The sequence below is a fragment of the Rubrobacter calidifluminis genome (genome assembly GCF_028617075.1).
GTDB classification, from domain to species: domain Bacteria; phylum Actinomycetota; class Rubrobacteria; order Rubrobacterales; family Rubrobacteraceae; genus Rubrobacter_E; species Rubrobacter_E calidifluminis.
Genome location: NZ_JAQKGV010000019.1, coordinates 1 through 25,836 on the forward strand (window position 1 = coordinate 1; position 25,836 = coordinate 25,836).

Consider the following 25,836-nt stretch of genomic DNA (forward strand, 5'->3'; position numbering starts at 1 on the left):
AGCTCCAGCAGCCTGCGGCCAGCCTCCCGCCTCTCCCGCCTCCTGCCGGCGTACTCCTCGAGGTAGTCCCGCAGGACCGCGTTCACGGACGTGTCCTCCTCCAGGGCACGCATCCTCGCCTTCTTCAGCGTCTCGTCGTCTACCGTGATGGTCAGGTTCGCCATGCCACCTCCTTGCTACACGGAATCAGTGTAGCAAGGGTTCCGTGCAAGATTACGGGCGGTCGAGGTCCCCCTTGAGCTCCCCCAACCGGAGCCGGAGGCGCCGATCATCCTCCGGCTCACACACCATGGACCACCCCCGCTGCTGGGCGCCCACGACCCGCTGGCGGACCTTCCCGCCCATAACGGTGGTTCGCCGTGCGCCCTGGCGGGCTCCGGTCTCGGAGCGCTCTTGTACTGGGCGGTCGGTCTCCCGATCAGCCGACGCGGGAGATCTTCGGGCTGCCCGCGGAGACTTCGAAGGCGGCGAGCCACCCTATATCTGACTGCGGGCTCTTCACGCTCCCCACGGCCTTCATGGTGCAAAGGATCCTGGCCGGTTCGACCCGCAGCAGGTTGTAACCGTGGGTCGAAGAACGGTAGCTTTCCTAGCGCAGTAGCACATGGAGGTTCAAGCTGGCTCCCAATGCGGGACGGCGCGCCGCTTCAGCATCGCCCGGAAGCCCGCCGTGGTCTTGGGCAGCAGTTCTCCCGTTCCCCAATCCAGGATGACGCCGTGTCGCCGGATGAGCTTCAGCGTGTCCGTCTCGCCTCTACGGTACTTCTCCGCCAGCTCCTCCGGGTACTCCTCCAGCCAGCGGAGCCTGTTCTTGCGGATGTACGACCGCTCGCGCTCCGTCGCTTCCTCGTCCACCTCCCACTCTGCGAGCTCGGCATCCACTTCCCGCACCACGACGCCGTAGTCGCGTCGGGCACCCTCTGGGGTGACGTATCCGTCTTCGACGTCCTCGCGGACCGCCTGCGGATCGCGCAGCAGCGGGTCTCCGTAACCGCCGCCCCCGGCAGAAGGCCGGACGAAGGAGTCCCCCTTCTCGACGGGGACGTTCGAGAAGACGGCACCGAGGAAGCGTTTGCCACCACCATCCTTGTTGAGCCAGACCCCGTGTGGACACGAAGGGAGGCCGCCTTCGATGCCCCAGGTGATCGAGCGAGCGCGGTCGCAGCAGTAGGACATTACGGTGTCCTCTATCTCGGTGAGCGTACCGCCTTTCTCGACGCCACAGCCGCCGCGGTAGCGGCCCGGACCTCCGGAGTCCGGGACGATGCGGTGGACGGAGGTGACCACGGGCGTGAGCCGTTCCTGTCCCTCGAAGGGTTGGACGGCGAGGCCCACGCCGAAGACGGGGGAGGTGGCGTTCGAGCCGTCCCTGCCGTTCCTGCCGCCCCAGCCGCCGACCATCCAGTCGTACCACATGAAGAACGGTGAGGAATCGGTGCGCTTGTCCCAGCCCCCGATCAGGAGGTACTCCAGATTGAAGCAGCCCGCCAGGGCCCTCTCCGGCATCACCTGCGACCACAGCTCGAAGAGAGCGTTCATGATCTTCTCGTACGCCCCGGAGCAGAAGCCCGTCACGGCGGTCGGCCAGGGGGCGTTCACGACCGTGTTCTCCGGCAGGTGCACGTCGAGCACCCGGTAGAAGCCGGAGTTCAGCGGCACGTCCGGGAAGAAGGTCTTGGTGCCGGCCACGATCCCCGAGAAGGCCGAGCCAAAGCCGGCGTTCAGGAAGCTCCCGATAACGGGGTGGCTGCCGGAGAGGTCGTAGTGGATCTGATCTCCGTCTATGGTCATCTTGACCCTCACCGGGATGAGACCCTCTCCGGCGCTCGGGTCCTGGTCTATGTAGTCCTCCGTCTCCCACGTCCCGTCCGGAAGCTCCGCCACCCTGCTCCGGGTGAGCCGCTCAACGTAGTCCTGAACCTCGGCGAAGGCCGTGGTCACGGTCTCCTTGCCGTACTTCTCGACCAGGCGCAGTATCTCGCGCTCCGCCACTCTAGTGGCCTCGGCCTGAGCGAGGAGATCGCCCTCCACGTCGTCCGGAGCGCGGGTGTTGGAGGTTATGAGGTTTACTACATCCTGTCGGTACTCGCCCCTGTCCCAGATCCTGACGGCCGGGATGCGAAGACCCTCGCCGAAGTGGTTCTTGGCGCTGATGTCGAAGGAGCCGGGGACGGTGCCGCCAACGTCGGCCCAGTGACCGTTGGACTGGGCGAGGCAGATGAGCTCGTCCCCGACGAAGATGGGACGGATGATGCGGACGTCGTTGAAGTGCGTCCCGCCCGCGTACGGGTCGTTTATGGCGAAGACGTCGCCGGGGTGTATGTCATCCTTGAAGGCCTCGAGCATCGCCTTGGCCGTAAAGTGCAGGGTGCCCACGTGGACGGCGATATCCTGGCTGCCCTGCATGATGGTGTTGCCTTCGGCGTCGCAGAGGCAGTTGGAGAAGTCCCGCGCCCAGATCACGAACGAGTGGCACGTCCTCAGGATCTGCTCGGCCATCTCGTCCACGACCGTGATGAAGGAGTTCTTGAGCACCTCGAAGGTGACGGGGTCGAGCGCCTGCCTCTCGGTCACTTCGCACCTCCCACGCGCACGATGATGTTGGAGTAGCCGTCAACCTCAGCCGTGTCTCCCGGTGGGATGACGACCGTCGAGTCGAGCTGCCCCACGATGGCGGGGCCTGCTATCCTCGCCCCCGGCGAGAGCGAGTCCCGGCTGTATATGGCCGTCTCGACACTCTCTCCGTCCCCGAACACAACCTTCCTGTGCCTGTTTGGCTCCGGTTCGTGCTCCCTCGGCTCCGCATACGGGAGCTCGGGTTTCGGTATCCTCCCGATGGCCGCGACCTTGAGCTGGTAGATCTCCACCGGCGAGTCCTCACGCTTGTAGGTGTGCTGGCGCTCGTGTTCCTCGTGGAACATCTCGGTGAGCCTTTCGAGAGACTCGACCTTGCCGTCCACGGCTATCTCCAGCGAGCGCCACTGGCCGAGGTAGCGCATGTCCACCGACCGTAGCAGCCGCATCTCTGTCTCCTCTATGCCTTCGGCCCGCAGCCTCTCTCGGGCCTCGTCCTCGAGGGCGGCGAAGCGGGCCTCTATCTCCCTGGGATCCGTCTCCCCGGTGGGCACGAGGTGCATCTCCGAGAAGTCGTGTCGGATGTCCACGATCAGGCACCCGAGCGCCGAAGTGATGCCGGGGTTCGGCGGTACCAGGACGGTTGGGATGGAGAGCTCGCGGGCGAGCTCTGCCCCGTGCAACGGGCCAGCGCCGCCGAAGGCCACGAGCGCGAAGTCCCTCGGGTCGTGGCCGCGCTGTATGAGGGCGAGCCGGATGGCATCTGCCAGGTTGGCGTTCGCCACGCGGATGATCGCCCGCGCCGCCTCGGTGGTGTCGAGCCCTAACGGATCCCCGATCTTCGCCACCGCCGCCTGTGCCTTCTCGCGATCGAGTCTCATCGCTCCTCCGATGAGCTCTTCCCCGAGCCTGCCGAGCAGCAGGTTGGCGTCGGTGTTGGTCGGCTCCTCCCCGCCGCGTCCGTAGCAGGCCGGACCCGGGTTCGAGCCCGCCGATTGTGGGCCGTTTCTGAGGCTGCCCGCTGCGTCTATCCAGGCTATCGAGCCACCGCCCGCCCCGATGGTCGAAACTTCCACGCTGGGAAACCGGATCGGGTAGCCGTATTCCACGAACCAGTCGTTGGTGATGCGCGTCTCTCCTCCCACCATGACCGAGATGTCGGCGCTGGTGCCGCCCATGTCGAGCCCCACGGCGTTCTCGTACCCGGCCAGTTTCGCCAGATGTCCACAGGCGATCGCGCCCGCGGCGAGCCCTGAGGAGGCCAGCCTGCCGGCGAACCTCTCCACCACGTCGGCGGTCATCACGCCGCCGCCGGAGTGCAGGAGCAGCACGTCTCCCCTGTAGCCGCCATCCCGCATCCGGTCGGCGAGTCGCTTGGCGTAGCTCCCGACGAGCGGTGAGAGGACAGCGTTGGCTATGGTGGTGGAGAAACGTTCATGCTCGAATATTTCCGGCAGGACCTCGCTGGAGGTGGAGATGGAAACGTCGGAGAGTTCCGCTTCCAGAATACGTCGCACCTGTTGTTCGTGGGAGGGATTGGCGTAGGAGTTGACCAAACAGACGGCTACCGTCTTGATTCCCCTCTTCTGTATGAGCCTGGCTACCTTTCTGACCTCGCCTTCGTTCACGGGTTCAAGCTCTCTGCCCGCAAAATCGACTCTTTCAGAGATCTCGAAGCGGTCTCGACGCCGAATGTAGGGTGGGGAGACGTCTTTGTAAGCATCCCAGAGATCCTGTTTGGTCCCGCGGCGGATCTCTATGACGTCCCGAAAGCCTTTGGTGGTGATCATCGCCGCTCTCGGAAAGTTCCTCTGTATGAGAGCGTTGGTCGCTACGGTGGTGCCGTGTGAAAAGAACTCTAGCTCCGCGAGCGAGACACCCACTTCTTTTATTCCCTCAAAAACGGCGTCTATGGTATCTTTCGTGGAGGAGACTTTGCCGACCCGTATGCTTTTCTTCTCTTCGTCGAAGAGGCAGACATCAGTAAAGGTGCCCCCGATATCCACCGCAAGACGCAACACTTTTACCCCCTCAAGGTGCTCTTGTTGTTGGTCAGATATTTCATTTTCTCTTCCGGAACCCCATGCTTTCTGTAATAGCTGGGAAATCTCAGTTCCAGAGGAACAAAGTCCACATCGTAGCCGAAAGCCCTGGGCCCCCAAACGTCTAATGCCTCCCTGGTGCGCATCATCTCTGGCGTTGGAATGCCAACAGCTGTTATCCGCTGTCCGTAACGCAGCCGTTCCGTGGTTACGGCCGTGGCCTTCTCGCTGTCCAGGAGACAAATGAGATCCGGCACGCTCGCTACTATCTCTCCATCTCTGAGGGCCACAAGATTCTCGTTCTGAAATCGCACGGTAAACTGCGAGCCGCGGCATTCCCCGAGCCCACTCATAACGGCTTGACCAACCGCAAACCCCGCCCGTGTACGGCGCTCGACGTCCACAACTTTTCCCTCAAACAGAGGGATGCCCTGCCCATAGATGGTATGTCGGGTGGCTGCGCATACGGCCTCAATGGGGTGAACACCAGCCTTTCGCGCTCCGACCACCGCCTGTCCGAGGGCGATGCCCATGGAGATCGTCCCACGGACAGCCGTACGTTTGAAATCTGCTCCGCTCATTGGGTAATCGACCAACATCGCGTGTCCGCCCATGCGTATCGTGACCCCCCGAGCGATCCACTCGAGCTGGTAATTGTCCGGTGTCTCTACGGTAACGAAGGCACCGCGCTCGTCGGCGACGACGGCCGGCGTGCCAGAGATGCCGTAGACATGGAAGGTCTCCATCTGCAACTCTGGAAAGGCTCTACCCATTCCGTCACCGTCGACGACGGGCAAATGAGCTCTGGCCGCGGTTACGAAGGGGATCTGGGAATTTACCCCGCCACACTCGATGGGTGAGGTGGCGTCAGCCCTGCGGCGCAGCCGGCGCTCCTCTGTCCTGAGCGCTCTTACGGCTTCCATTCCCTCAGGGATCTTCTCGATCATAACGGTGGGTGCCCCCATCATGGCAGTGGGAAGAACGAGAGCATTGTCGGCCAGCTCGTCGACTTGGAGCAGGGTTACAGGCCCTTCCTCTTCGATCGCCTGCTGGGCCATGATCTTCCCGATGAGGGGGTCTCCCCCACCGCCGGTGCCCAGGATGGCGGCACCGATAGCCAGGTATTCGAGATCCTGCGGGGTGATCTCCCTCACGCATCCTCCCGATAGCTCTTGAGGCGACCGGCAGCCTTGATCTTTATTCTCACGGCGTTCCCAGGAAGATAGGCTAGGGGGACCTCTTCCACCTCGACGATCTCAAGGCTTTCTTCGTCTGCTCCGGCGCGTACGGCTTCCTCGAAGGCAGTCTTCCTGGCCTCGTCCATCACATCGTCTCTTGAACGATTATCCAAAGAGAACACCCGATCTATGGTTCCTGACGCCTGGGCGATCGCGGCTCCAACCGCGTTGGCGACCTCGAAGTGGGGTGGCTTGTGGAGCTTGGATACTCCGGGGAGCTTTTCGGGCAGGAGTATGCTCCCGCCACCGACGGCTACCACCGGCACATCCCGGGAACTGGTCTTCATCCTGTCGATGGCTTCCTCGAACATTTCCTCGGCGCGGCAGTATGCCGCCTCGATGACATTCTGTTCGACACGGATTTTCCTGCGGTCTCCGATCTCAGCCATGCCTCTCGAGACCGCCACATCGGTCATGGTCAGAGTGTCCCCCCCGAAACAGAGAGCTTTCTTGGTGATGGCGTATCCCACGCTCTCCGGCCCAACATGTACCTCGTCATCTGGTCCGTCGCTGACTAACCTAACGATGGAACCTCCGCCGAGCCCGATGGATAGGAGGTCCGGCATACGGAAGTTCGTCTGGACGCCCCCTATCTCCACTGCTATCGCCGACTCACGGGGGAAACCTGAGGAGAGCACACCGACATCCGTAGATGTACCTCCAACGTCTACGACCACCGCATCATCCAACCCGGAGAGAAAGGCTGCCCCCCGGATGCTGTTCGTCGGGCCGCAAGCCACGGTGAGGATGGGGTATCGGAGGGCGTAATCGATGGTCATCAGGGTTCCGTCATTCTGGGAGAGAAAGAGCTGGGCTTCGATGCCGAGACGTCTCAGAGCATTTTCGAAGGCTCTAACTACCCTGAGAGCGACCTGTGTTACGGCGGCATTGAGGATGGTTGCGTTCTCGCGCTCCAAAAGCCCGATGCTCCCGATCTCGGAGGAGATGGAGACTGGTATCCCCTCCCCTACCTCCTCGGTTATGATCTCGGCCGTCCTGCGTTCATCGTCGCTTTTGACCGGCGAGAAGACAGAAGAGACGGCGAAGGCCTCCACCCGTCCCCTCATCTTCCTCACTGCCTCACGCACGGCTGCCTCGTCGAAGACAGAGATCGGTCTCCCATCGTATTCCACACCACCGGGGAGGATTGCGGCGGGTCCCTCTATGGAGGTCCTCAGATCCTGTGGCCAAGCCGCGAGTGGACGTATGGCCCTGGTAGCAGGCGCTCCCAACCTCAGGATGCCGACCCTCGCTAATCCCCGGCGCTCGATTATCGCGTTGGTCACCTGCGTGGTGCCGAGCATGGCGTGAGTTATCTGCCCAGGGTCTACTCCAGAGTGCTGCATCACCTCCGAGACAACCTTCTCTATACTGGATACGATGTCTTCTGAGTTCGGGGTCTTTCCTTTGGCGAGAACCCGGTCTGCACTATCCAGGATGACTGCATCGGTATTCGTGCCCCCGACGTCGATACCCAGCCGCATCAGGTGTCACACCTCCTCCAGCGGTCTGTACTCAAACGGGTAACCGAAGTACTCGGGTCCTACGAGTTTGAGGGCTTCCTGCTCGCGCCAGATCGGCATGCAGGGGATGCCAACAACCTCTACCCTCTGCCCATAGGATAGTCCTTCAGTGGTGATCGGAGAGCCGCTGTCGGCATCGAGTACTACTATGAGGTCCGGCACGGTGGCGACCGGCGATCCATCTCGCAGGGCCAAGAGATGCTCGTTTTGAAACTCGAGTGAGAGTGAGGAGCCCACATATTCCATTAGACCCTTGATCCTCGCCGTACCACGGGCGAACCCGCCGATAATTCTCCGCAAGACATCCACGACTTTACCCCGGAACAGAAGTTTGCCAGAGGTTGTCCCAAGCAGAGCCTCAAGAGTATTGAACCCCCGTTCGCGCGCGCTGCGTATGCTCTCCCCTATCTCCACGGCCCGGCTCATGGTGCCGGGCACTACCGCACGGACGGCTTCTGTGCTGGTCATGGGGTAGAGAGATATTATTGAAGAACCGCCCATCGCCACAGTGGCGGTACGGCTGAGTCGTTCGGTCCAAGCATTGTCCACCGTCTCGATTATCTCCAGGTTACCTTTCTCGTCGGCGAGCGCCATCGGGGTGGCTGAAATCCCCCTCACGCTCATCGAGCACATCGGGATCTCCGGGAAAGCCCGCCCCATGCCATCGGCATCGAGCAAGGGTAATCCGAGTTCGGCGGCAGCCACGATCGGGATGGTGGAGTTGACTCCTCCTGCCTCGGCGGACATCAGCGCGCTGGCTTTCCTCCCAAGCCTACTCTCGACGGCTCTCACCACTCTCGTCAACTCGGCTCCGTTCGGTATCTTCTCAATTAGCACGGTAGGTGCACCCATCATCGCCACAGGCAGCACCAGGCCGTCACCTTCAAGCTCATCGAGCGTCAGGAGCTTTACTGAACCATATTCCTCGATGGCTTGGCCGGCCATCAGCTTCCCTAGGTAGGGATCCCCTCCGCCTCCCGCTCCTAGTATGGTGGCTCCGGTTGCAAGGTTTTCGAGGTTTTTTAGGTCTATTTGCGTGCCCAATCTCTATCTACCTCAGCGGATAGTGGAAGTCTCGCTGAATTCGACGTAGGGACGATTCTGCAGTGCTGCGATCACCCTCATCAGCACGTAGTATGAAAGCGCGGCACAGAGCAGCGAGTTAAGCGCAGGGATGCCGAATCTTTCCTCCGAGAAATATCCCACAGCCGAGGCAGCGAACCAAGCAACGATGGTAATGGGGTTCAGCTTCTCCTGGCGGGCAGGCAAGGACCCGGCGCGGCCGCTCTCGGCGAGCCTGTTCCGGTGCCGCTGCAGCACGAAGTAGTCGACGACCATGATCCCTGCGATGGGAGGTACGGCGAGCCCCAAGAGGGTGAGAAACCCTTGGAAATGCTCGAGTATGCCCGCTGCAGAGAGCACGGTGCCGAAGAGCCCAACCGCTATGGTTATAGCAGCCCGGTTAAAACGCTTGGCGAAGACGGAGTCGATGAAGTTTGCCAAGCCCAGCGAAGACGAATATAGATTCCAGTCGTTGATCTTTAAAGTTCCGGCTATGAGGACCAGCGTGCCGATCACGCCGCTGGTTGAGGTAACGATGGTTATAACATTCTCGCTCTTTACCGCGTGCGCTAAGAGTACCCCGATCAGACCTATCGTGTATTCACCAAGAGTGATCCCCAGCACGGTCTGTTTAATTACGTCGGCCGCTGAGCGATTAAATCGCGTCATGTCCGGGGTGATCACCGCCCCGACGATGAAGCCACCTGCGACGATCGTGGTAGCTGCGGCTAGGCTGAGCTCTTTGCCCGGAGCAGGCGAGGTGACAAGCTCTCCCAGGGGGTATTTCTGCAACGCGCTGAAGATAGAGTAGCCGGCGAGTAGAAGAAAGGCTGGTACCGTAATATATGCTACCCAAGCCATGGACAGGAACCCGTAGACGACGACCAACGTAACGGCCAGCCCCGTAACGATCGACCAGACCCAGATGGGTAAGCCGCCCACAAGCGAATGCAGGCCCTCCGCGAACACGGCGTTCTGCACCCCGAACCAGCCGATCAGGCTAACGGCAAAGACAAGTCCTATCAGGCTCGATCCGTAACGGCCGAAGCCGGCCCAACGGGCGAGCACGGAGGTGCTCAATCCCTCTCGCTGACCGGCGATGCCGGTAAAGATAGCCACTATCTCCAGGATTATGGCGCCCAGAGTCAGCGCCCAAAATGCGGACCAGAAGCTCATGCCATATCCGAGCGTAGCACCCAGCAGGAATTGCGAGAGTGCCGAGAGCTGACCGAAGCGCTGTACCGCCACGGTGAACCACGAGTATCGCTCAGAAGCTGGTACCCGAGAGAGTGAATGATCATCATGACCTATCTTTTCAGCATCAGCCACCGCAACCTCCTCTAAAAGCTGCTCACCATACTACATCTCTTTAGCTGGCTTCTACAGATACTCATGCACTCTTTCATTACCATGCTCCCTTTATCTCCGCTTACCCGCCGTCCATCGCACCTCTGGATTTCGTTGCCGCTTACTTTTGTATTTCGTACCAACACACAAAACCTACAGAAGCGACTCTGGATATTCTTCGGCCTCAAAGACAAAAACCACAAGATAAGAGCTTAAAGAGCTTGGACTCTTGTACGAGTCTAGGTGTAGAGCGTGAGATCTCTGAACCTTTCCGCGTACCAGATCAGAAGATGTGCTCGATAGAATCCTCATACATCCCATGCGCGCGTTCTCCATGATTTTCACCAGCAACTCTGATCCTCTGACAATCTTTTGTTCATCGTAACCTTGAACGGGTAGCTAGTGCCGCTAGTACCTCTTACGATGACAAATTCCTGCTATGCCACTCCTCGTAGCAGTTTAAATATCAATGGGGCTGGCGGTACGGTCAAGGATGCAGATGTGGTATCCGTAAACACCGGCAGCATTCTACCGGCATGATCAGTAAGCTTATCACCATCCTTTCTGCGAGGGATCCTCCGAGAGGATCCCTCGTACACGTTCTCCTCCACGGCACCCGGGGTCCTGTAAACAAATTTGAGGCTCCCTGTACCGTCCATCTCAGGCATATCCCGCAGGAGTATGGTTTCAGTGCCAATCATCCCTTACGCTTCCTGGCTTGCTTTCTACTCCTGTTCCCAGCCAGCTCCTCACGCTTGCGAGCTGTAGCCGCAGGGTCAACTTTGAGATCGGGGCCGATTACCACACCATAATCGCGCTCAGCGCCTTCACGTGTGACATAACCTGCGAGAACATCTCTAAGAACAGCCTGAGAGTCTCTCGTGAGTGGATCACCGTATCCCCCGCCACCTCCTGTATGTACGGTAAGTGTATCACCGGCCCTGCAAGGCATCTTGTTCACCTTGAGCATCTGTTGCTCGGAACCATTCGACCTAACCTTCACCACTGGGCCTGCGGCATCCCTGGCTCCCAAAAGGCCCCATGCCGGCGTCCTTGAACGCTCGAACCAAAGATAAAGGTTGCAATCCGTTCCAAGCTCGTATTCCCGGTAGAGACCGCACCCTCCCCGAAACTCACCGGGGCCCCCAGAGTCTGGCCTGAAACCATACCTTTTGATCTGCACAGGGTATTTAGTTTCGAACACCTCGACTGGCATGTCCTTGAGCCCGCCGTTTACATTGTTTATCAGGCCGTCTTGGCCATCTCCACCTTCAAATGCGCCCCACCCCCAGGGTTTGCCTCAAGTGTTAGAAAGGGAGCACTACCCTTTCTCGGGTCGAGACCAGACAGCTGCACGATCATCGAGTCTCCATAGTGAGCGCCTGCCACAGCGCTAGGCATCGCCGGTGCAAGAGCCTTGACTATGAGATCAATGAGAAGACCTACAGCAAGTTTCACAGTAGCTGACCCGCATCTTGCTGGTAGCCAGCATGTTCGAAAAACCCACGAGCATCTTGGGAGTTGACTGCCGAGAGCGCCTTGCCCAACGCTTCTATGAGCGCCTCTTTACCGCGGGCTGCCGCTCGGCGCAGGATCGCCTTGATCTTGGCAAAAGCCTCCTCAATGGGGTTGTAGTCGGGGGAATAGGCCGGCAGATAGAGCAACTCGCAGCCCTGCTCCTCAATCAGCTCCCTGATCCTCTTTGGTCTGTGGGCTAAGAGGTTGTCCATCACCACAATCTATCCCGTACTACGCAGGCTCTGCACCAACATCTTCTCCAAGCAGGTCTCGAAAACCCTGGCGGTGGTCGCCCCTTCCACGGCCAGAGACGGTCCTATACCTTCTATGCTCATGCTGGAGAGAAGCGTCGTGTTTGGCCCGCGAGTGCGAGGGACCGACAGACGCAACCGCTCACCTTTCAGGGCATAGCCGTAGAGTGGAGCCAGCGAAGTGTGGACCCCGCATTCATCCACGAAAACCAGCGACTCGGGCTTTACTACCGCAGCCACCATCACCCTCCAAGCTGCCCTTTGGAACCCATCACGCTCGGTGGTGACTCCTCCCCCTTTTTCTGGTGTAACCGATGCGAGCTATGGCACGGCACATGGGGTAGAGCGACTCACCGAGAGTCCCGCGACGGCTTCGATGTACTCGCAGCGGTCCCGGAGGGTGAGGTAGGGGTGTTCTCGGAGGTTATCTTCGAGCAGCTTCTGCGCCCTCTCGTCCAGCTTCGGAGCAGATCCGGGCCTCTTCTTCGGGGCCAGGGATTCTCCCCGCTCGGCCTTTTTCACGTAGCGTTTGACGGAGGAGAGCGAGACGGAGAAGGTACGGGCCGCCTTTAAGCTTTGGACATGCCGCCTTCCACGGCGGAGACTACCCTTCGTCTAAGGTCTTCGGAGTAACCGTTCATGCAACCATACTCTCACCGGTTCACTATTGCTGCAACGTGCTGTAGCACTATCCTGTGCGGTGAGGGATCGCCGAAAGCCACGCTCTGCGGGAATCTATCTGGGTTGATTCCCCTGCAACGAAACAGTTCCTCGGCGAGTGCCCGATCAACGCCCATGGGCGGGCCCGCCCCCACCTAGACCGCTACCATCCCGGCGAGCGAATGCCTGAGAAACTGCGCCCGGGAGATCCCCGCTCCCTTCTCCGCACCATTCGATGCCATCTCCGCCTTCTCTCGATCCCGTGTACCTGTGGGAGCAGTGTATTCACGATCCCTCCAGGGCATGTTTAAAAGAAGCGCAAACCGGCGTAAATTGCCGGTGCAACGCAGCTCCGGCAGTACGGCGCAACCGTGGCTGGACGGGTTCTCTCTGAGAAGGATGTCTTTACGGTGCTTTGCCAGACCCTGCTCTCTTTACGGACGTATTTAGATGACCGGCTTCTGCGGAGATGCTGACATTCAGCAGCTTCTCGTAGAGCTTTGTGATGGCGCCGGTGTCTTCATCCCCGTAGCCGGCTGACCTGACCAGACTGTTGAGGGATCTGATGGTGTTGCCGAGGACGAGCGATCCTCCCGCTTCTTCGATCATCTTCATAGCCAGGGAGTTGTCCTTGCACAGTAACTCAACCGTGAACACGGGAGAAAAATCCCTGTCGAGGATCTTCTCACCTAGCTCGCGGAACAGGGGGCTCATGGTGGCGGCTCTGCTCTCCGATATGATCTCGTAGAGGGTGCGAGGGGAAACCCCGATCAGGGCGGCGGCCGCGAACATCTCGGCGGTGGCTACGTTGATAGCCCCGAACATCAGGCTGTTGAGCAGTTTTATGGCGTTCCCCGTTCCTGCCTCACCCACGTGGTATATGCGTGACGCGATGGTCTCGAGGACTGGCCGTGCGGCTTCAAAGGCGCTGCGTTCTCCGCCTACGGGCAGGGTCCACTCCCCGCAGGCATCCGGCCTGCCCAGCACGGGCGCATCCAGGTAGGCGACCCCGGTCGCCGCAGCATCGGTTGCGAGACGACGGGTTGTGGCGGGATCTACCGTGGAGGTGTCGACGATCACCAAGTTCCGGGTGGGTAAAGAGAGGAGACCCGATTCACCGCCGACCGCATCAAAGACCTCCTGCGGGGAAGGCAACGACATCAGGACCACCTCTGCGGCAGCTCCGACTTCGGCGCTGGAATCCTCCGGGATCGCGCCCATTTCGACGATGCGATCGACGGCGGAGCCGGATACGTCGTAGACGGTCACCGTGTGCCCCGCCTCCAGGAGCGCGCGGACCATTCCACTCCCCATCTTCCCCAATCCGATAACCCCTACCTGCATCCGGGTCATCCTCCAATCTCTTGCGTTTCTTTTCCTGGACCGCCGTGGTCGTCGTTCCACAGAGCCCGGCCCTGAGCCGGTTATGCGGGTCTCAAGCTCGACTGCTCACGTGGACTTGTGGCTTGGAGAGTTCCGGTATGACGAGCATTCTTGGAGCTTTGCCCACATGGCGTGTGGCGTACCTCAGGGCCTCTTCGAAAGTGCGTGTCGGTATGCAACCCACACCTCTGGCGCACTCTGGTTCCTCGGCGCCGGCTATGTAGATGGCCCGGGCACGTTCCAAGGCGATCCCTCCCATGTAGAGCATTGAGAAGGCGTGGTAGGGATGGTAGCCGTAGGCGTGCCTGAACCTGCTGATGTACTCCTCGCGCATGCAGAGATCTTCCTCGTATTTCTGCATCTCATCCACGGTCGCGCAACGCTGGAACAGTTCGTAAGTCTCCCTGTAGGAAGGGAACCACTCGTCGTTGAACCACCCGTCGCAGACCGATGCGCAGATGACCACGGGGTTGGGTATGAGCGCGTCCGCGTTGCGGACGATCGAGGAGCCGATGGCCTGCAGCATGAGTATGGGGTTGGAACCCATACCGGGACCGTAGTGAAAGGAACGTGGCATACCCAGGACCAGGACGTCCGCCTTCTCCTTCTCTAAGGTTACCTCGGTCCTTCTCCCGGCAACCGGCCAACTGGCCTTCTCGACTTCCTCGGCCCTTCCGGCGAAAACCGCTATCTGCCGGGATCGACCGTCGAGTACGGCGTCCACCATGAAGAAGGGGGCCTTCATGTTCTCCTCAATCTTCCGGCCTATCTCGGTTAGCTGGTGCCGAAAGTGGCTCCTCGTCGATGCCGGGGTGAAGTCTTCCCGGTGCATGGTCTTAGGGGTGTGGTGGCAGCGGATCGAACGCCAGCTCGTCAGGCCTGTACAGGGCATCTTGTACCCACCGGAATACCCGCCGTACGGGTTCCCCAGGGTGTGGCCGAGCGTGACGACGAGATCAGCCTCGAGTATCGCACGGTTGATTTCAACCACATCTCCCCGGTCCGTCTCCCCGAGTCGGACGATCTCCCGTGGGTCCTCGGGGTCGTGGTTCACCAGTTTCTCGCCCCGGAAGCGGGTGGCGATCCTGGGGCCGAGGTAAGACTCGAACTCTTCGTAGGTGTTCTTGCGATGCAATCCGATCGCGCAGATCAGCCTGATGTCCCGTTCGTCTACACTGGCTTCAGCGAGTTCCTCCAGAATCAGCGGTATCGACACACGTCGGTGGGCGGTGGTGTGGGCACCACCCTTCACCCGATCCGGAAAGGCTATGACGACCTTCGAGCCCGGGCCCACAAGTTCCCTTATGGGTGGACATCCTAGGGGTTCCGAGAGAGCGTTGCGGGTGGCTTCCACGGGATCTTCCAGAGGTTCCGGCTCCGGGAAATCTTCACCCGGTCTTGCGATTAGTGCGTTTTCTGGGACATCGACGTCCATCCAGGAGTCCCCATACTCTAGCCTGACGCGCTTCACCCCTCGTCTCCCTTCGACCCGTCCCCGGTTGTACTGTTCAGGGGTGGCAGCCCGGCCTGTGTGCGGGCGTGATCGATCAGCCTGCGCATGCCATCCTCCATCCTGAAAGCCGGGCGAAACCCGATCTCTTCCTGCAATGCTGTGTCGTCCAGCTCCCATGCCACGCCGAATTCCCCCGGCTGGTAGGTTATGCGTGCGGAAGGTATAAGCCTCTTTACATATTCGCCCGCCTCCCTGACGGACCTTCTGTCGAACTGCGTGTTGAACACCGCCCGCACGGTCCTCGGCGAGTCGACGCAGCGTACGAGCAGGTGGGCGACGTCCTCAACGTACTGCCAGTCCACAACGTCATCGCCGAAAGGCACGTTGGCCGCTTCCCCCAGGGCGGGTTTGACGAGTTCGTTGACGAAGGCACTCGCTCCCCGGATGCGTCCAGGACCGTAAACCACCGTGAACCTCAACCCCAGCGCATCTATCCCCCAACGCCGGATGTAATCCGCTGTCAGGTGCTCGTCGAATGACTTGGTCGCTCCGTACAGGTTGGCCGGATGGTGGGGAGCGTCGTCGGGCAGCGGTCGCTCGGGGTGAAATTGCCGGCTGCCGAAGACCACCGCCGAACTGGCCCACACGACCTTCTTCAGACCGAACAGGCGTGCTGCCTCCAAGACGTTCGTTTGTCCTTGGATGTTTACCCGGATCGCGAGCGGTGGGTTCTCGCTGCAGGCGGGGTGCAGCAGGGAGGCTAGGTGGATCACCCTTTCCACCCCATGCTTCTGGATGACGTGCGCCAGGTCCCGCAGAGAAGACACGTCTCCCCTCTCGAAAGAGATCCTGGAGATCTCCTCCGGCGTGAGCACGGTATGGATGACGTTGGACGGCAGGGGGTCCAGCGTGATGACCCTCCGGTCCGACCCGAGCAGCACCCGTGCTACATACGCACCGATGAATCCGGCTCCGCCGGTGATCAGAACCGACAAGCTGTATGCCTCCTTCCGCCGGTCGCGGATCCCACCCCGCCTACTCGCCCGGGGTCACGGCCTCGGGCCTGCCCGGTGTGGACGTCAACCCTCCCTCCACCTCGCTCTCCTTGCCGACGGGCTCCCAGCGTATCACCAGCAGGAAGATCAGCATGATGAGGGGGATGGCCGCCAGGTAGAGGATGGTGTGGCTCAGCCCCGCGGCTGCGAGTACGAGTGGGAACACGTAGAAGCCTAGCATACTACCTACCCTCGACATCGCCTCTGCCCATCCCGTTCCCACTCCCCGGAACTCCGTGGGATACGACATGGCGGCCATCGTCTTGCCCTGTGACCCCTGCCCGAAAGAGTGGGCGAGGATGAAGATGCCCAGAAGCAGACCCTCCAGGTACACGGAGATGGATCCACGCGTGGTCCCCGCGACGACCAAGCTTGCCGCTGCCACCGAGCAACCGATGACGGCAAGTCTCCAGACACCCAGCCTGCGGGTGAGAAACGCCTGCGTTCCACCGCCGAGGATACCGAAGAGGTTTATCACGGTCGTTCCCAGGATGGCGTAGAGCAGGCCCTTGCCCAAGATCAGAGCGGATATGGTCGGGAGGTAGAACCCCACCGCGTAATACTCCATGCTCTGTAGACCGGAGATGATCGAAGCCAGCGCTGTCCTAGCCCTGTATCCTGGCTGGAATATTGCCCCGAACCTTATGCGGCTCGGGCGCATGGACTCTTCCTCGGAGGGTTCCACCTCCACTCTGACATCGTAGTTCTTCTGGAGGATCCTGCCGGCCTCGCTCAGACCGAGATGATGTGCGGCCCACATCGGGCTCTCGTCCGCGTAGCGGAATCTCAACGCGAGGACCACCAGCGCCGGCACGGCACCGAATCCCACGGCCCAGCGCCACAGCTCGCCGCCCGCGCCGGCGAGGAACATCACAAGCGCGACCAGCCCCGTGCAGACCGTCGCGCAGTACCACATCATCTGCCAGAAGTTTACGTACTTGCCCTTGTCGCGGGAGTTGGTGAACTCAGCGACGAAGCTCAGAGACGCGGGCATATCGAGGCCGACCCCCACTCCGAGGCAGAACCTGAAGAAGAGCAGCCACCCCAGGTTCGGCGAGAGCGCTGCGCCCAGGGCCGCCACGACGAACAGGAACAGGTCTATGGTGAACAGCTTGTAGCGACCTACCCTCTCGACCAGATATCCTCCGAACAGCGCGCCGATCAGCGCCCCGAACGCCATGATCGCCGTGACGGTACCCAGCTGGAAGGCGCTCAGAGAGAGCTCCTTCTGGAGTGAATCGACGCCGAACCCCAGGCTCGTGAAGTCGTAAGCGTCGATAAAAATGCCTCCCAGGGCCACGAACGCCAGTATCCGCGCCCTGCGGCTTCCGCTCGGGTGCGAGTTGACGTAGTTGATTATGTCCCGTTTGGAGCGTACGGTCAGGGTTTCCATTTCGTTTCCTCACCAGAGCCGATTTTGCTAGCCACTCGAAAGGCTCGAAGAATCATCAGGGTTTTCCCTATGCAAGCCTGTTACCCTCCTTCCTCGGTTACACCATCCACGCGCAACTCCACGTTCGTGCTCTGCTCCAGGAGCTTTACCAGGGCTCCCCAGTCCTCCCCGCCGAGTCCTGAGGCTTGGCCCTCCACGTAGCGCTGAAACGCCTGCCCGATGACCGGGAGCGGGACCCGACGTCGGGCGGCGGCCTCTAGGCCAATCTTCATGTCCTTGGCCTCCAGGTCTATGGAGAACCCAGGCTCGAAATCGCGCGCCACCACCCTGCGGGCGAACGTGTTGCGCAGATGGTAGCAGTCCGCCCCGGCGCTAGAGAGTGCCTTTATCAGCAGCTCGAGAGGTGCGCCGGCCCTGACTCCGAGGACCAGCCCCTCGGCGACGGCCTCGAGGATTGTGCCTGAGACCAAGTTGTTGACCATCTTTATGGTGGAGGCGACCCCGAGATCTCCGCAGAAAGTGATCTCGGAAGCCACGCACCTGAGAAGAGGCTCGACCTGCACGTATGTCTCTTCGTTCCCCGCGACCATCAGGGAGAGGGTGCCCTCCGCAGCCTCCCTTGAACTTTTGCCCATCGGGGCGTCCAGCAGACAAACCCCGTGCGCCTCCAGGTGGTCTCCGAGAGAGACCACAGCATCGGGTCCGATGGTACCCAGGTTCACCACGACGTCGCCCTGCTTGAGTGAGCCGACGAGGCCATCGTCGCCGAAGACCGCCTCGTGCGTGATCTCCGCGTCGGGCAGGATCAAGAGGAAGATCTTGCAGTCCTTCGGGAAACCGCTCGGGGATCCCACCGGACGACCTCCTGCTTTGGAGAGTAACTGCAGCCGCTCCCGCCGGACGTCGTGACCGTACACTTGGTTGCCTTTCTTCGCGAGCCTTCCGGCTATAGGGAGTCCCATCGTGCCGAGCCCCACCACAGCCACGCAGCCCGCGTACTGCCCTCCGGTCAGCATATGTCTCTCCTAATCCGGATGTGGATTTCCTATGAACCGAAGATCGCGCGTAGCAATATACTGGTATTCAAGGAATTCCTCCAATCCCTCGTGCCCTCCTTCGCGTCCGATCCCGCTGTCCTTCACCCCGCCCATCGGGACGTTGGCCGCGCTCGCGAGCCCCTCGTTGACGCCCGCTATACCGACCTCGAGGCTCGAGGCTACACGCAGAGCTTTCGTCTCATCGTGAGAGAATACGTAGGCTGCTAGTCCGAGAGGGTTCTGTTTCAGATGACCGATGAGCTCCGACAGATCAGAGAACCCCACCACCAGCGCCAGAGGCCCGAAGATCTCGGTCCGTAGCAGGTGCTGATCTGTGTCGCGGTAATCGCGAGAGACGAGCAGCTCCGCCGGGAAAAAGCACTCTGGATAGATGCCATCCTGCCGAGATGGCATCCGCGCTGCCGCCACCCGCGCGAATCCTCTCTCGAGAGCACGGTCGCGGATCTCTTCCACCGCCCGGCGCCGCTCTACGTTTATGAGAGGGCCAAGCGTGGTCTCTTCCCGCAGGGGGTCTCCCAGCCGCAAGTCGTTTATCCGCTCGCCAAGGCCGGAGATAAACTCCTCGTAGCATCTGTCGTGTACGTAGAAGACGTTGGCCGCGACGCAGGATTGCCCACAGTTGCGGAACTTGCTCACCATGGCCTGCTCGACGGCGAGCCCGAGATCTGCATCCTCAAGCACGATGAACGGCGCACAGCCCCCAAGCTCAAGTGCCAGACGCTTGGTAGTCGCCGCAGACCTCTCGTAGAGCTTCTTCCCTACGCTGGTGGAACCTGTGAAGCTCAGAACCCTGACCCGCGGATCCTCTAGCATAGGGCGCGTGATCTCCTCCGCCGGCCCAGTCAGCAGGTTAGCCACTCCTTCCGGAAAACCTGCTTCTTCCAAACACCCGAAGAGTTTCACGACGGAGTTAGGCGCCTCCTCGCTGGGGCGAGCAACAACGGTGCAGCCGGCCGCTAGGGCCGGGGCGATCTTGCGCGCCTGGATTGAGACGGGAAAGTTCCACGGGGTGAGGCACGCGGCCACCCCGGCCGGCTTTCGCAGTATCATCTGGGGGCCTCCATCTCGGCCTTCCACGCAGGTGAACCGCTGAAGCCGCCGGGCCTCCCCGGAAAACCATCGGAAGTAGTCGGCAGCGAAGTGCACCTCGCCCACCGCTTCTCCGAGCAACTTTCCACTCTCGAGTGCGAGTACCTCTCCTATCACCTCCGCCCGCTCGACGAGCAGCCGACTCACGCGCTCAAGAATCCGTGCACGCTCGAACGCCGGTGTCTTCCGCCAGCGGTCCAGCGCGCCGGCCGCCGCTTCCACGGCCTCTTTTGCATCCTCCTCGTCTGCCAGTGCCTGACGGGATATTACCTCTCCGGTAGCGGGATTCATCACCTCGAATGATGACGACCTCGTCCGCCATACACCCCCGATGAACATCGGGGCCGCTTCTATGCCTCCCAGTACCGAGGTACGGCGTTCGCCTCTCTCTGAGCTCATTGGTTGACCACCTCCGCTGCACGCTCGTCCTGCACCAATCTCATCTGGCGTATCGGGGTGAGGAAGAACACCACGCAGAGGATCGCACCCAGCATCGTGACCCCACAAAGCGACAGCGCCGCTGCGAACCCGAAGTACTCCGCTACCACGCCCGTGAGGGCGGGTGCGACGATCGAGGCCAGCGCTCCCGCGGTGTTCATTATCCCACCGAGCGATCCTGCCGCTCCGCCCGGCGCCAAATCCTGGGGCACCGACCACAGGATGGCCGTGGATGCCGACTCTGCGGCCATCGCGAGGACGAGCAGCCAGGCTGCCGTCGTCGCCGAATGCGCGAACGCGGCTCCTACGACCGATATCGCTACCAGCTGCGAAACCACGAGGATGCTCTTCTTGACCCGATTCAGGTTGTAACCCCTGCCGATGAGCCTGTCGCTGAGCATGCCTACCAGCGGCTGCGCCAACACGCCGGCTATCCAGGGCATCGTCGCGTAGAACGCTACGCTGCCCAGGTTCATGTGGCGTGCTTCGATCAGGTACCCTGGCAACCAGGTGAGATATAGATAGTAGACGTAGTCCTGGAAGAACTTGATGAACACGATCGCCCAGGTGTTCCGGCGCTGCAGGAGCAGACGTAGCCTCACACCACCCCCCGATTTCGCCAGGACGTCTTCCCTGGTAGCAGGACGCCGTTCACGAAAGCTGAACATCCAGAGCGCTACCCACGCTAGGCTGGCCAGACCGGTCACGACGAAGGCTATATGCCAGTCCGGATCGGCCCGCGAGCCGAACCAGACCATCAGTCCTAGCATTATCCCAGGAGTCAGCGCGTACCCCAGCCGTAAACCGGAGAGGTAGACGCCTGTCGCCGTACCACGCCGCTCTGGTCTGAAATTCTCCGTGACGACCTTAGTCGCCGCAGGGAAGTTCGCCGCTTCCCCGGCACCCACGATCAGCCTGCTGAAGAGCAGCGTGACCGGAGTCCTCGCGAAACCGGTGAGCATCGAACCTAGCGACCAGATGGCTGCTGCGGCCCCATACACTCGCTTCGCTCCCAGCCGATCGCAGAGATACCCGGCCGGAAGATTGAATAGCAGATAGGTCCAGCCAAAGGCGGAGAGTATGACGCCCATCGCAGCCTTGCTCATATGCAGATCTCCAGCGATGAAGGTGTTGGCTGTAGAGATGCTGCCCCGGTCGATCGCATTGATCAGCGTGCCTGAGAAAAGCAGAAAAATGATCCAGATCTGCCATTTCGAATGTCCGGCAAAGACCTTCCGGAAACTTCTCAACCGTTCGCCTCCTCAATACCAGCCTGCTCCCACGAAGGAATAATCTACTATATAAGTAGACTTTGTGCGTTTGTGTGTGGACCTGGAGGTGTCTCTCCCAATCATGTTACCCTCAACACCGCGTATTGGTATTACGTTATACTATAGCTGTGAAAGCGAGAAAACAAGAAGGAGATTCGAGAGTGCACAAGTTCCTGATCCACAAACGCGGGGATCACGTCGGGGTTACCATCTCGGATGTAGAAGCTGGAGAGAGGGTGATCGGGATATTTATGGACGACGATTCAAAGATCGAAGTGGTGGCCAGGGATGACGTACCGCTCGGGCACAAGATTGCGATCTCGGATCTCGAGCCGGGAGGTACGGTGATCGAGTACGGTGTACGTATAGGCAAGGCCCCTGAGGGACTTTCAGTGGGCGATTACGTTCACACTCACAACCTTAAGAGCGCGAGGTGGTAACCGTGGAAGAGCTGTTCGGCTTTCGCAGGGAAAACGGACGGGTCGGGGTGCGCAACCACGTCGTCATCCTGCCGGTCGACGATATCTCGAACGCCGCGTGTGAGGCCGTGGCAAGCCACGTGCAGGGTACCATGGCGCTGCCGCATTCGTACGGACGCCTGCAGTACGGCGAGGATCTGGAGCTTCATTTCAGGACCATGATCGGGACCGGCTCCAACCCGAACGTGGCCGCCGCGGTCGTCATAGGTATCGAAGAGAACTGGACTGCCAGGGTGGCAGAGGGCATCAGGGAGACCGGAAAACCCGTGGCCCAGTTCTCCATTGAGGGACACGGAGACTTCGAGACTGTACGCAGGGCCTCTTGGAAAGCCAGGGAGTTCGTGCAGTGGGCCTCTGAGCTCCGGCGCGAGCCGGTTGGGCTCGAAGATCTCACGGTAAGCATCAAGTGCGGAGAGTCAGACACCACGACCGGACTCGCCTCGTGCCCCACCGTGGGTGTAGTGGTAGACCGGCTCGTGGATGCAGGCGCGACAGTCATATTCGGTGAGACCTCGGAGCTCACGGGAGGTGAGCACCTGATCGCCGAGCGGATGGCCACCCCAGAGCTCAAGGAGAGGTTCATGGAGACGTACGAGAGCTACGTCTCTTTCATCGAATCTCAGGGTGTGGACCTGCTGGGATCACAACCAACCCAGGGCAACATAGCCGGAGGGCTCTCGACGATCGAGGAGAAGGCTCTGGGCAACATCGAGAAGACGGGAACAAAAGAGATTATAGGTGTTCTGAAACCTGCCGAGGCACCGCAGGATGGCCCAGGGCTCTACTTCATGGACAGCTCCTCGGCTGCCGCTGAATTCGTCACGCTCATGGCCGCTGGGGGAGCAGTTGTCCATCTTTTCCCCACCGGGCAGGGTAATATAGTGGGCAACCCCATAGAGCCGGTCATAAAGATCTCCGCCAACCCCAAGACCGTAAAGAGTATGGCTGAGCACATAGACGTGGACGTGAGCGGGCTTCTGAGCCGCGAGCTCACGCTTCCTGAGGCCGGAGACCTCCTTATGGAGGATCTGGTCCGGACGGTGAACGGCAGGCTGACGTCGGCGGAGGTGTTGGGGCACAGAGAGTTCGTGATGACCAAACTATATCCTAGCGCGTAAAGGAGAGACGAGCATCATGTTCAAACCCGTCTCGGACAGTCGGGCGTACAGCGAAAAGATCGTCTCACAGATCACCGATGCCATTGTCAAAGGAGACCTTAAACCCGGTGACAGGATGCCGACCGAGCGGGACCTCGCGGAGCAGTTCGGCGTCAGCCGCACCGTAGTCAGAGATGCGGTGAAGACGCTCGCTGGGCGCGGCATCCTGCGGGTTAAGCAGGGAGCAGGGATCTTCGTCGCCACACCGGAGGAGGCCATGCCGGGAGCCCTGAGCGCCCTATCCAGGATGATCCTCGTGGGAGGCCCTGCCCTCAGGGATCACTTCGAGGTCCGTAAAATCCTGGAGACACAGGCCGCTGAGTGGGCTGCAGAGAGAGCGAAGGACCACCATTTGGAGCGCCTGCAGCAGATCCTCAACGACGCCTTCAGGTACGAAAACGATCCGGAAGTGTTGAGCGAGCGTGACGCCAGGTTCCACACCGGGCTCGCCGAAGCCTCCGGGAACCTCGTGCTCGTTCGTGTTATGCTGGTTCTGCTCGACCTCCTATCCGCCAGCCGACGCGAGACACTGAGTATACCCGGGAGGGCCCGCCAGTCTCTGGAGGACCACGTACGCATCTTGGAGCAGGTAAAGGCCCGGAATCCCGCCGGGGCCCGTCAGGCCATGCTCGACCACCTCGAGTCGGTCGAGACCTCACTGGCCAGGATTCATCCCGAGCTCGGGATCGGGGTTCCGGCGTGACGGATGCAAAGACGAGACGGGCTCGGAGAACCGCCGGCGCCGGAGAGAAAACGTACTCGCCGTGAGCAAGATCGTCGTAACCGAGCTCATGTGGCCCCGGGGGCTGGAGGAGCTACGCTCCTGCGGCAGCGTGGTCTATGACCCCGAGATGTGGACGAAACCAGAAGAGCTTGTTGCGGAGGTGACCTCTGCCGATGCCCTGATCGTCCGCAACGCGACCAGAGTCGATGCTTCTCTGCTCGAAGCCGGTCGAAAGCTCAGGGTGGTGGGCCGACTGGGTGTCGGTCTGGACAACATAGACCTTGCAGCGGCGAGAAGGCGGAGGTTGCCCGTGGTCTACGCGAGAAACGCCAACGCCACCTCCGTGGCCGAGTACGTAATGGCTGCTTTGCTGGAGGGTTCGCGGAAACTCTACGAAGCTAGTGCGAGCGTACGAAGAGGAGACTGGAACCGCAAGCAATTCACGGGGGCGGAACTCTACGGCAAGACCCTGGGGTTGATCGGACTGGGCGAGACCGCCCGGCGGGTCGCCAAGCGAGCGAGGGCGTTCGAGATGGGGGTCCTGGGTTACGACCCCTACGTTGCTCCCTACGACTACCCGGTGATGGAGGGAGGAATCGAAATGGTGGAACTCGCGGACCTTCTCCGGCGCGCAGACTTCGTGAGCCTGCACGTACCCCTGACCAGTGAGACCCGACACATGATTTCCAGGGATTCTTTTAAGATGATGAGGCACGATGCCTGGATCATAAACGCCTCTCGTGGCGGAGTCTTGGACGAGATGGCGCTGGCGGCAGCTCTGAACGAGGGACTCATCGCCGGAGCCGTGCTTGACGTGCTGGAAGAAGAGCCACCCCCCCCCGACAACCCCCTCCTGAAGCAGGACCGAGTAATACTCACGCCACATGTTGCGGGCCTCACCGAGGAATCTCAGGAACGTATCTCTCTCCTGATTGCACGCGAAGTTATCAGGGTGCTGAAGGGGGGACATTCCCTGTGCCTGGCAACTTGAAAGACCGAAGAGGGGCCGGCCGCCACCCGGCCGAGGCGTTGACTTGCTTTTGCAGAGACGTTCTGACGAGCCTCGGCGTGCCCGACGAAGATGCCGCTGTGGTAGCCGACTCGCTCGTGCGCGCCAATCTGGAAGGCAAGGATAGTCACGGCATAAGCCGGCTTCCGATCTACGCCAAACGCATACGGGAATGTAGAATCTCCGCCCGGCCGGACATCTGCATAGATCGAGACGGGGCGGTGCTGAAAGTAGATGGCGGTAACGGGCTGGGGCAGGTGGTTTCGTACAAGGCACTCCAGGCTGCTTTTCCGGTAGCAAGAGAAACCGGGATAGCAGCGGTGGCGGTGAGAAACAGCAACCACTTCGGGGCCGCATCCTACTACTGCCAGATGGCGTGCCGGGAGGGCATGGCTCTCATCGCTACCACCAATTCACCCCCGGGCATAGCTCCCTGGGGCGGCAAGAGAGCCTACCTGGGGACCAATCCCGTAGCCTTTGGCTTTCCTACCCGGCGGGAACCGCCGGTCATCGTGGACATGTCCTCTAGCATCGTAGCCCGCGGCAAGATCATCTTGGCCGCAGCGGAGGGTCGTGAGATACCCCAGGATTGGGCGATTGACGAAGAGGGGTTGCCCACCACCGATGCGGAAGCCGCACTCAGAGGGGCTGTACTTCCACTCGGCGGTCCCAAAGGCTACGCCTTGGCCGTCGCTGTTGAGATGCTCTCGGGTGTGCTCTCCGGAGCTGCTTTCGGTCCTCACGTCAACAACCTGTACAAGGATGGCGATCCGCCGGCCAACGTCGGGCACAGCTTCATCCTGATCGATGTGGAGCATCTTATGCCTCTGGAGGAGTACTACGCTAGGCTTGAGCGGTTCATTAGAGAGATGAAGTCGCATCCGAAAGCCAGAGGGACAGAAGAGATCCTATACCCTGGTGAGCGCAGCTATCGCACCTATATGAACAGACTCCGGGAAGGCGTTACGCTGAACCCGAGCCTGAAGAGTATGCTGAATGATATCGGTCGTGCCTGTGGGGTGAACCTCTGATCATTTGGCAGCAGTTAGCGGAGAGCCGGAGCGAAACAGGTAGTCTTGGTGCTGCGCGCCTAGAGCCAATCAGTGAACCCA

At 60.7% G+C, this 25,836-nt stretch carries 20 protein-coding genes and 1 pseudogene; 5 read left to right on the forward strand and 16 right to left on the reverse strand.

What is annotated here, in order from left to right; all coding sequences use genetic code 11:
- Positions 1-213: 213 nt before the first annotated feature.
- The 16 genes and pseudogenes from PJB24_RS13595 to PJB24_RS13670 form a co-directional block, all read right to left on the reverse strand.
- Positions 214-345, reverse strand: coding sequence for a hypothetical protein (locus PJB24_RS13595; protein WP_273846747.1), 132 nt, complete (start codon positions 343-345; stop codon positions 214-216).
- 267 nt (positions 346-612) lie between these two features.
- Positions 613-2,574, reverse strand: a complete 1,962-nt coding sequence (locus PJB24_RS13600) for a hydantoinase B/oxoprolinase family protein (RefSeq protein WP_273846749.1) — start codon at positions 2,572-2,574, stop codon at positions 613-615.
- Positions 2,571-4,592, reverse strand: a complete 2,022-nt coding sequence (locus tag PJB24_RS13605) for a hydantoinase/oxoprolinase family protein (protein WP_273846751.1) — start codon at positions 4,590-4,592, stop codon at positions 2,571-2,573. The genes PJB24_RS13600 and PJB24_RS13605 overlap by 4 nt, the downstream gene beginning before the upstream one ends.
- Positions 4,593-4,597: 5 nt before the next feature.
- Complete coding sequence (locus PJB24_RS13610; RefSeq protein ID WP_273846753.1) at positions 4,598-5,770, reverse strand: DUF917 domain-containing protein; 1,173 nt, start codon at positions 5,768-5,770, stop codon at positions 4,598-4,600.
- Positions 5,767-7,338: a hydantoinase/oxoprolinase family protein gene (locus PJB24_RS13615; protein ID WP_273846755.1), complete on the reverse strand. Its 1,572-nt coding sequence runs from the start codon at positions 7,336-7,338 to the stop codon at positions 5,767-5,769. Before PJB24_RS13615 ends, PJB24_RS13610 begins: the two co-directional genes overlap by 4 nt.
- Positions 7,339-7,344: 6 nt before the next feature.
- On the reverse strand, positions 7,345-8,421 hold the full coding sequence (locus tag PJB24_RS13620) for a DUF917 domain-containing protein (protein WP_273846760.1): 1,077 nt from the start codon (positions 8,419-8,421) through the stop codon (positions 7,345-7,347).
- Positions 8,422-8,433: 12 nt separating this feature from the next.
- Positions 8,434-9,768: a purine-cytosine permease family protein gene (locus PJB24_RS13625; RefSeq protein ID WP_273846762.1), complete on the reverse strand. Its 1,335-nt coding sequence runs from the start codon at positions 9,766-9,768 to the stop codon at positions 8,434-8,436.
- 715 nt (positions 9,769-10,483) lie between these two features.
- A complete protein-coding gene (locus tag PJB24_RS13630; protein ID WP_420541954.1) occupies positions 10,484-11,035 on the reverse strand; it encodes a hydantoinase B/oxoprolinase family protein in 552 nt (183 codons plus the stop codon).
- Positions 11,036-11,240: 205 nt separating this feature from the next.
- A pseudogene (locus PJB24_RS13635) lies at positions 11,241-11,798 on the reverse strand (IS630 family transposase).
- An 822-nt stretch (positions 11,799-12,620) separates the two neighbouring features.
- Positions 12,621-13,619, reverse strand: a complete 999-nt coding sequence (locus PJB24_RS13640; RefSeq protein ID WP_273846765.1) for an NAD(P)-dependent oxidoreductase — start codon at positions 13,617-13,619, stop codon at positions 12,621-12,623.
- Between the two features lie 31 nt (positions 13,620-13,650).
- Positions 13,651-15,069 carry a lactate racemase domain-containing protein gene (locus PJB24_RS13645; RefSeq protein ID WP_273846767.1) on the reverse strand — a complete coding sequence of 473 codons (1,419 nt, stop codon included), beginning with the start codon at positions 15,067-15,069 and terminating at the stop codon, positions 13,651-13,653.
- Complete coding sequence (locus PJB24_RS13650) at positions 15,066-16,046, reverse strand: NAD-dependent epimerase/dehydratase family protein (RefSeq protein WP_273846769.1); 981 nt, start codon at positions 16,044-16,046, stop codon at positions 15,066-15,068. The genes PJB24_RS13645 and PJB24_RS13650 overlap by 4 nt, the downstream gene beginning before the upstream one ends.
- 40 nt (positions 16,047-16,086) lie before the next feature.
- Entirely contained in the window at positions 16,087-17,499 is a 1,413-nt protein-coding gene (locus PJB24_RS13655) for an MFS transporter (RefSeq protein ID WP_273846770.1), read from the reverse strand.
- A gap of 80 nt (positions 17,500-17,579) precedes the next feature.
- Entirely contained in the window at positions 17,580-18,515 is a 936-nt protein-coding gene (locus PJB24_RS13660; RefSeq protein WP_273846772.1) for an NAD(P)-dependent oxidoreductase, read from the reverse strand.
- 9 nt (positions 18,516-18,524) lie between these two features.
- The gene (locus tag PJB24_RS13665; RefSeq protein WP_273846774.1) at positions 18,525-20,045 is read right to left on the reverse strand and encodes an NAD-dependent succinate-semialdehyde dehydrogenase; all 1,521 of its coding nucleotides are present in this window, start codon (positions 20,043-20,045) and stop codon (positions 18,525-18,527) included.
- Positions 20,042-21,334: an MFS transporter gene (locus tag PJB24_RS13670; protein ID WP_273846776.1), complete on the reverse strand. Its 1,293-nt coding sequence runs from the start codon at positions 21,332-21,334 to the stop codon at positions 20,042-20,044. The genes PJB24_RS13665 and PJB24_RS13670 overlap by 4 nt, the downstream gene beginning before the upstream one ends.
- A 182-nt stretch (positions 21,335-21,516) precedes the next feature.
- Here PJB24_RS13670 and PJB24_RS13675 point away from each other — a divergent pair, with 182 nt between their 5' ends.
- The 5 genes from PJB24_RS13675 to PJB24_RS13695 all read left to right on the forward strand — a co-directional run bounded on the left by PJB24_RS13675 (position 21,517) and on the right by PJB24_RS13695 (position 25,755).
- Positions 21,517-21,795 (forward strand): UxaA family hydrolase, encoded by a 279-nt coding sequence (locus PJB24_RS13675; protein ID WP_273846777.1) that lies wholly within the window; start codon positions 21,517-21,519, stop codon positions 21,793-21,795.
- 2 nt (positions 21,796-21,797) lie between these two features.
- A complete protein-coding gene (locus tag PJB24_RS13680) occupies positions 21,798-22,952 on the forward strand; it encodes a UxaA family hydrolase (RefSeq protein WP_420541955.1) in 1,155 nt (384 codons plus the stop codon).
- A 16-nt stretch (positions 22,953-22,968) separates the two neighbouring features.
- Positions 22,969-23,694, forward strand: a complete 726-nt coding sequence (locus tag PJB24_RS13685) for a FadR/GntR family transcriptional regulator (protein WP_273846780.1) — start codon at positions 22,969-22,971, stop codon at positions 23,692-23,694.
- Between the two features lie 61 nt (positions 23,695-23,755).
- Complete coding sequence (locus tag PJB24_RS13690; RefSeq protein WP_273846782.1) at positions 23,756-24,706, forward strand: hydroxyacid dehydrogenase; 951 nt, start codon at positions 23,756-23,758, stop codon at positions 24,704-24,706.
- Positions 24,691-25,755 carry an Ldh family oxidoreductase gene (locus PJB24_RS13695; RefSeq protein WP_273846784.1) on the forward strand — a complete coding sequence of 355 codons (1,065 nt, stop codon included), beginning with the start codon at positions 24,691-24,693 and terminating at the stop codon, positions 25,753-25,755. The genes PJB24_RS13690 and PJB24_RS13695 overlap by 16 nt, the downstream gene beginning before the upstream one ends.
- Positions 25,756-25,836: the final 81 nt, after the last annotated feature.

Excerpts from the sequence above, each read along its gene's own strand:
- PJB24_RS13595 (WP_273846747.1), bottom strand. The coding sequence starts at position 345 with ATGGGCGGGAAGGTCCGCCAGCGGGTCGTGGGCGCCCAGCAGCGGGGG.
- PJB24_RS13615 (WP_273846755.1), bottom strand. The coding sequence starts at position 7,338 with ATGCGGCTGGGTATCGACGTCGGGGGCACGAATACCGATGCAGTCATC.
- PJB24_RS13655 (WP_273846770.1), bottom strand. The coding sequence starts at position 17,499 with ATGGAAACCCTGACCGTACGCTCCAAACGGGACATAATCAACTACGTC.
- PJB24_RS13660 (WP_273846772.1), bottom strand. The coding sequence starts at position 18,515 with ATGCTGACCGGAGGGCAGTACGCGGGCTGCGTGGCTGTGGTGGGGCTC.
- PJB24_RS13665 (WP_273846774.1), bottom strand. The coding sequence starts at position 20,045 with ATGAGCTCAGAGAGAGGCGAACGCCGTACCTCGGTACTGGGAGGCATA.
- PJB24_RS13685 (WP_273846780.1), top strand. The coding sequence starts at position 22,969 with ATGTTCAAACCCGTCTCGGACAGTCGGGCGTACAGCGAAAAGATCGTC.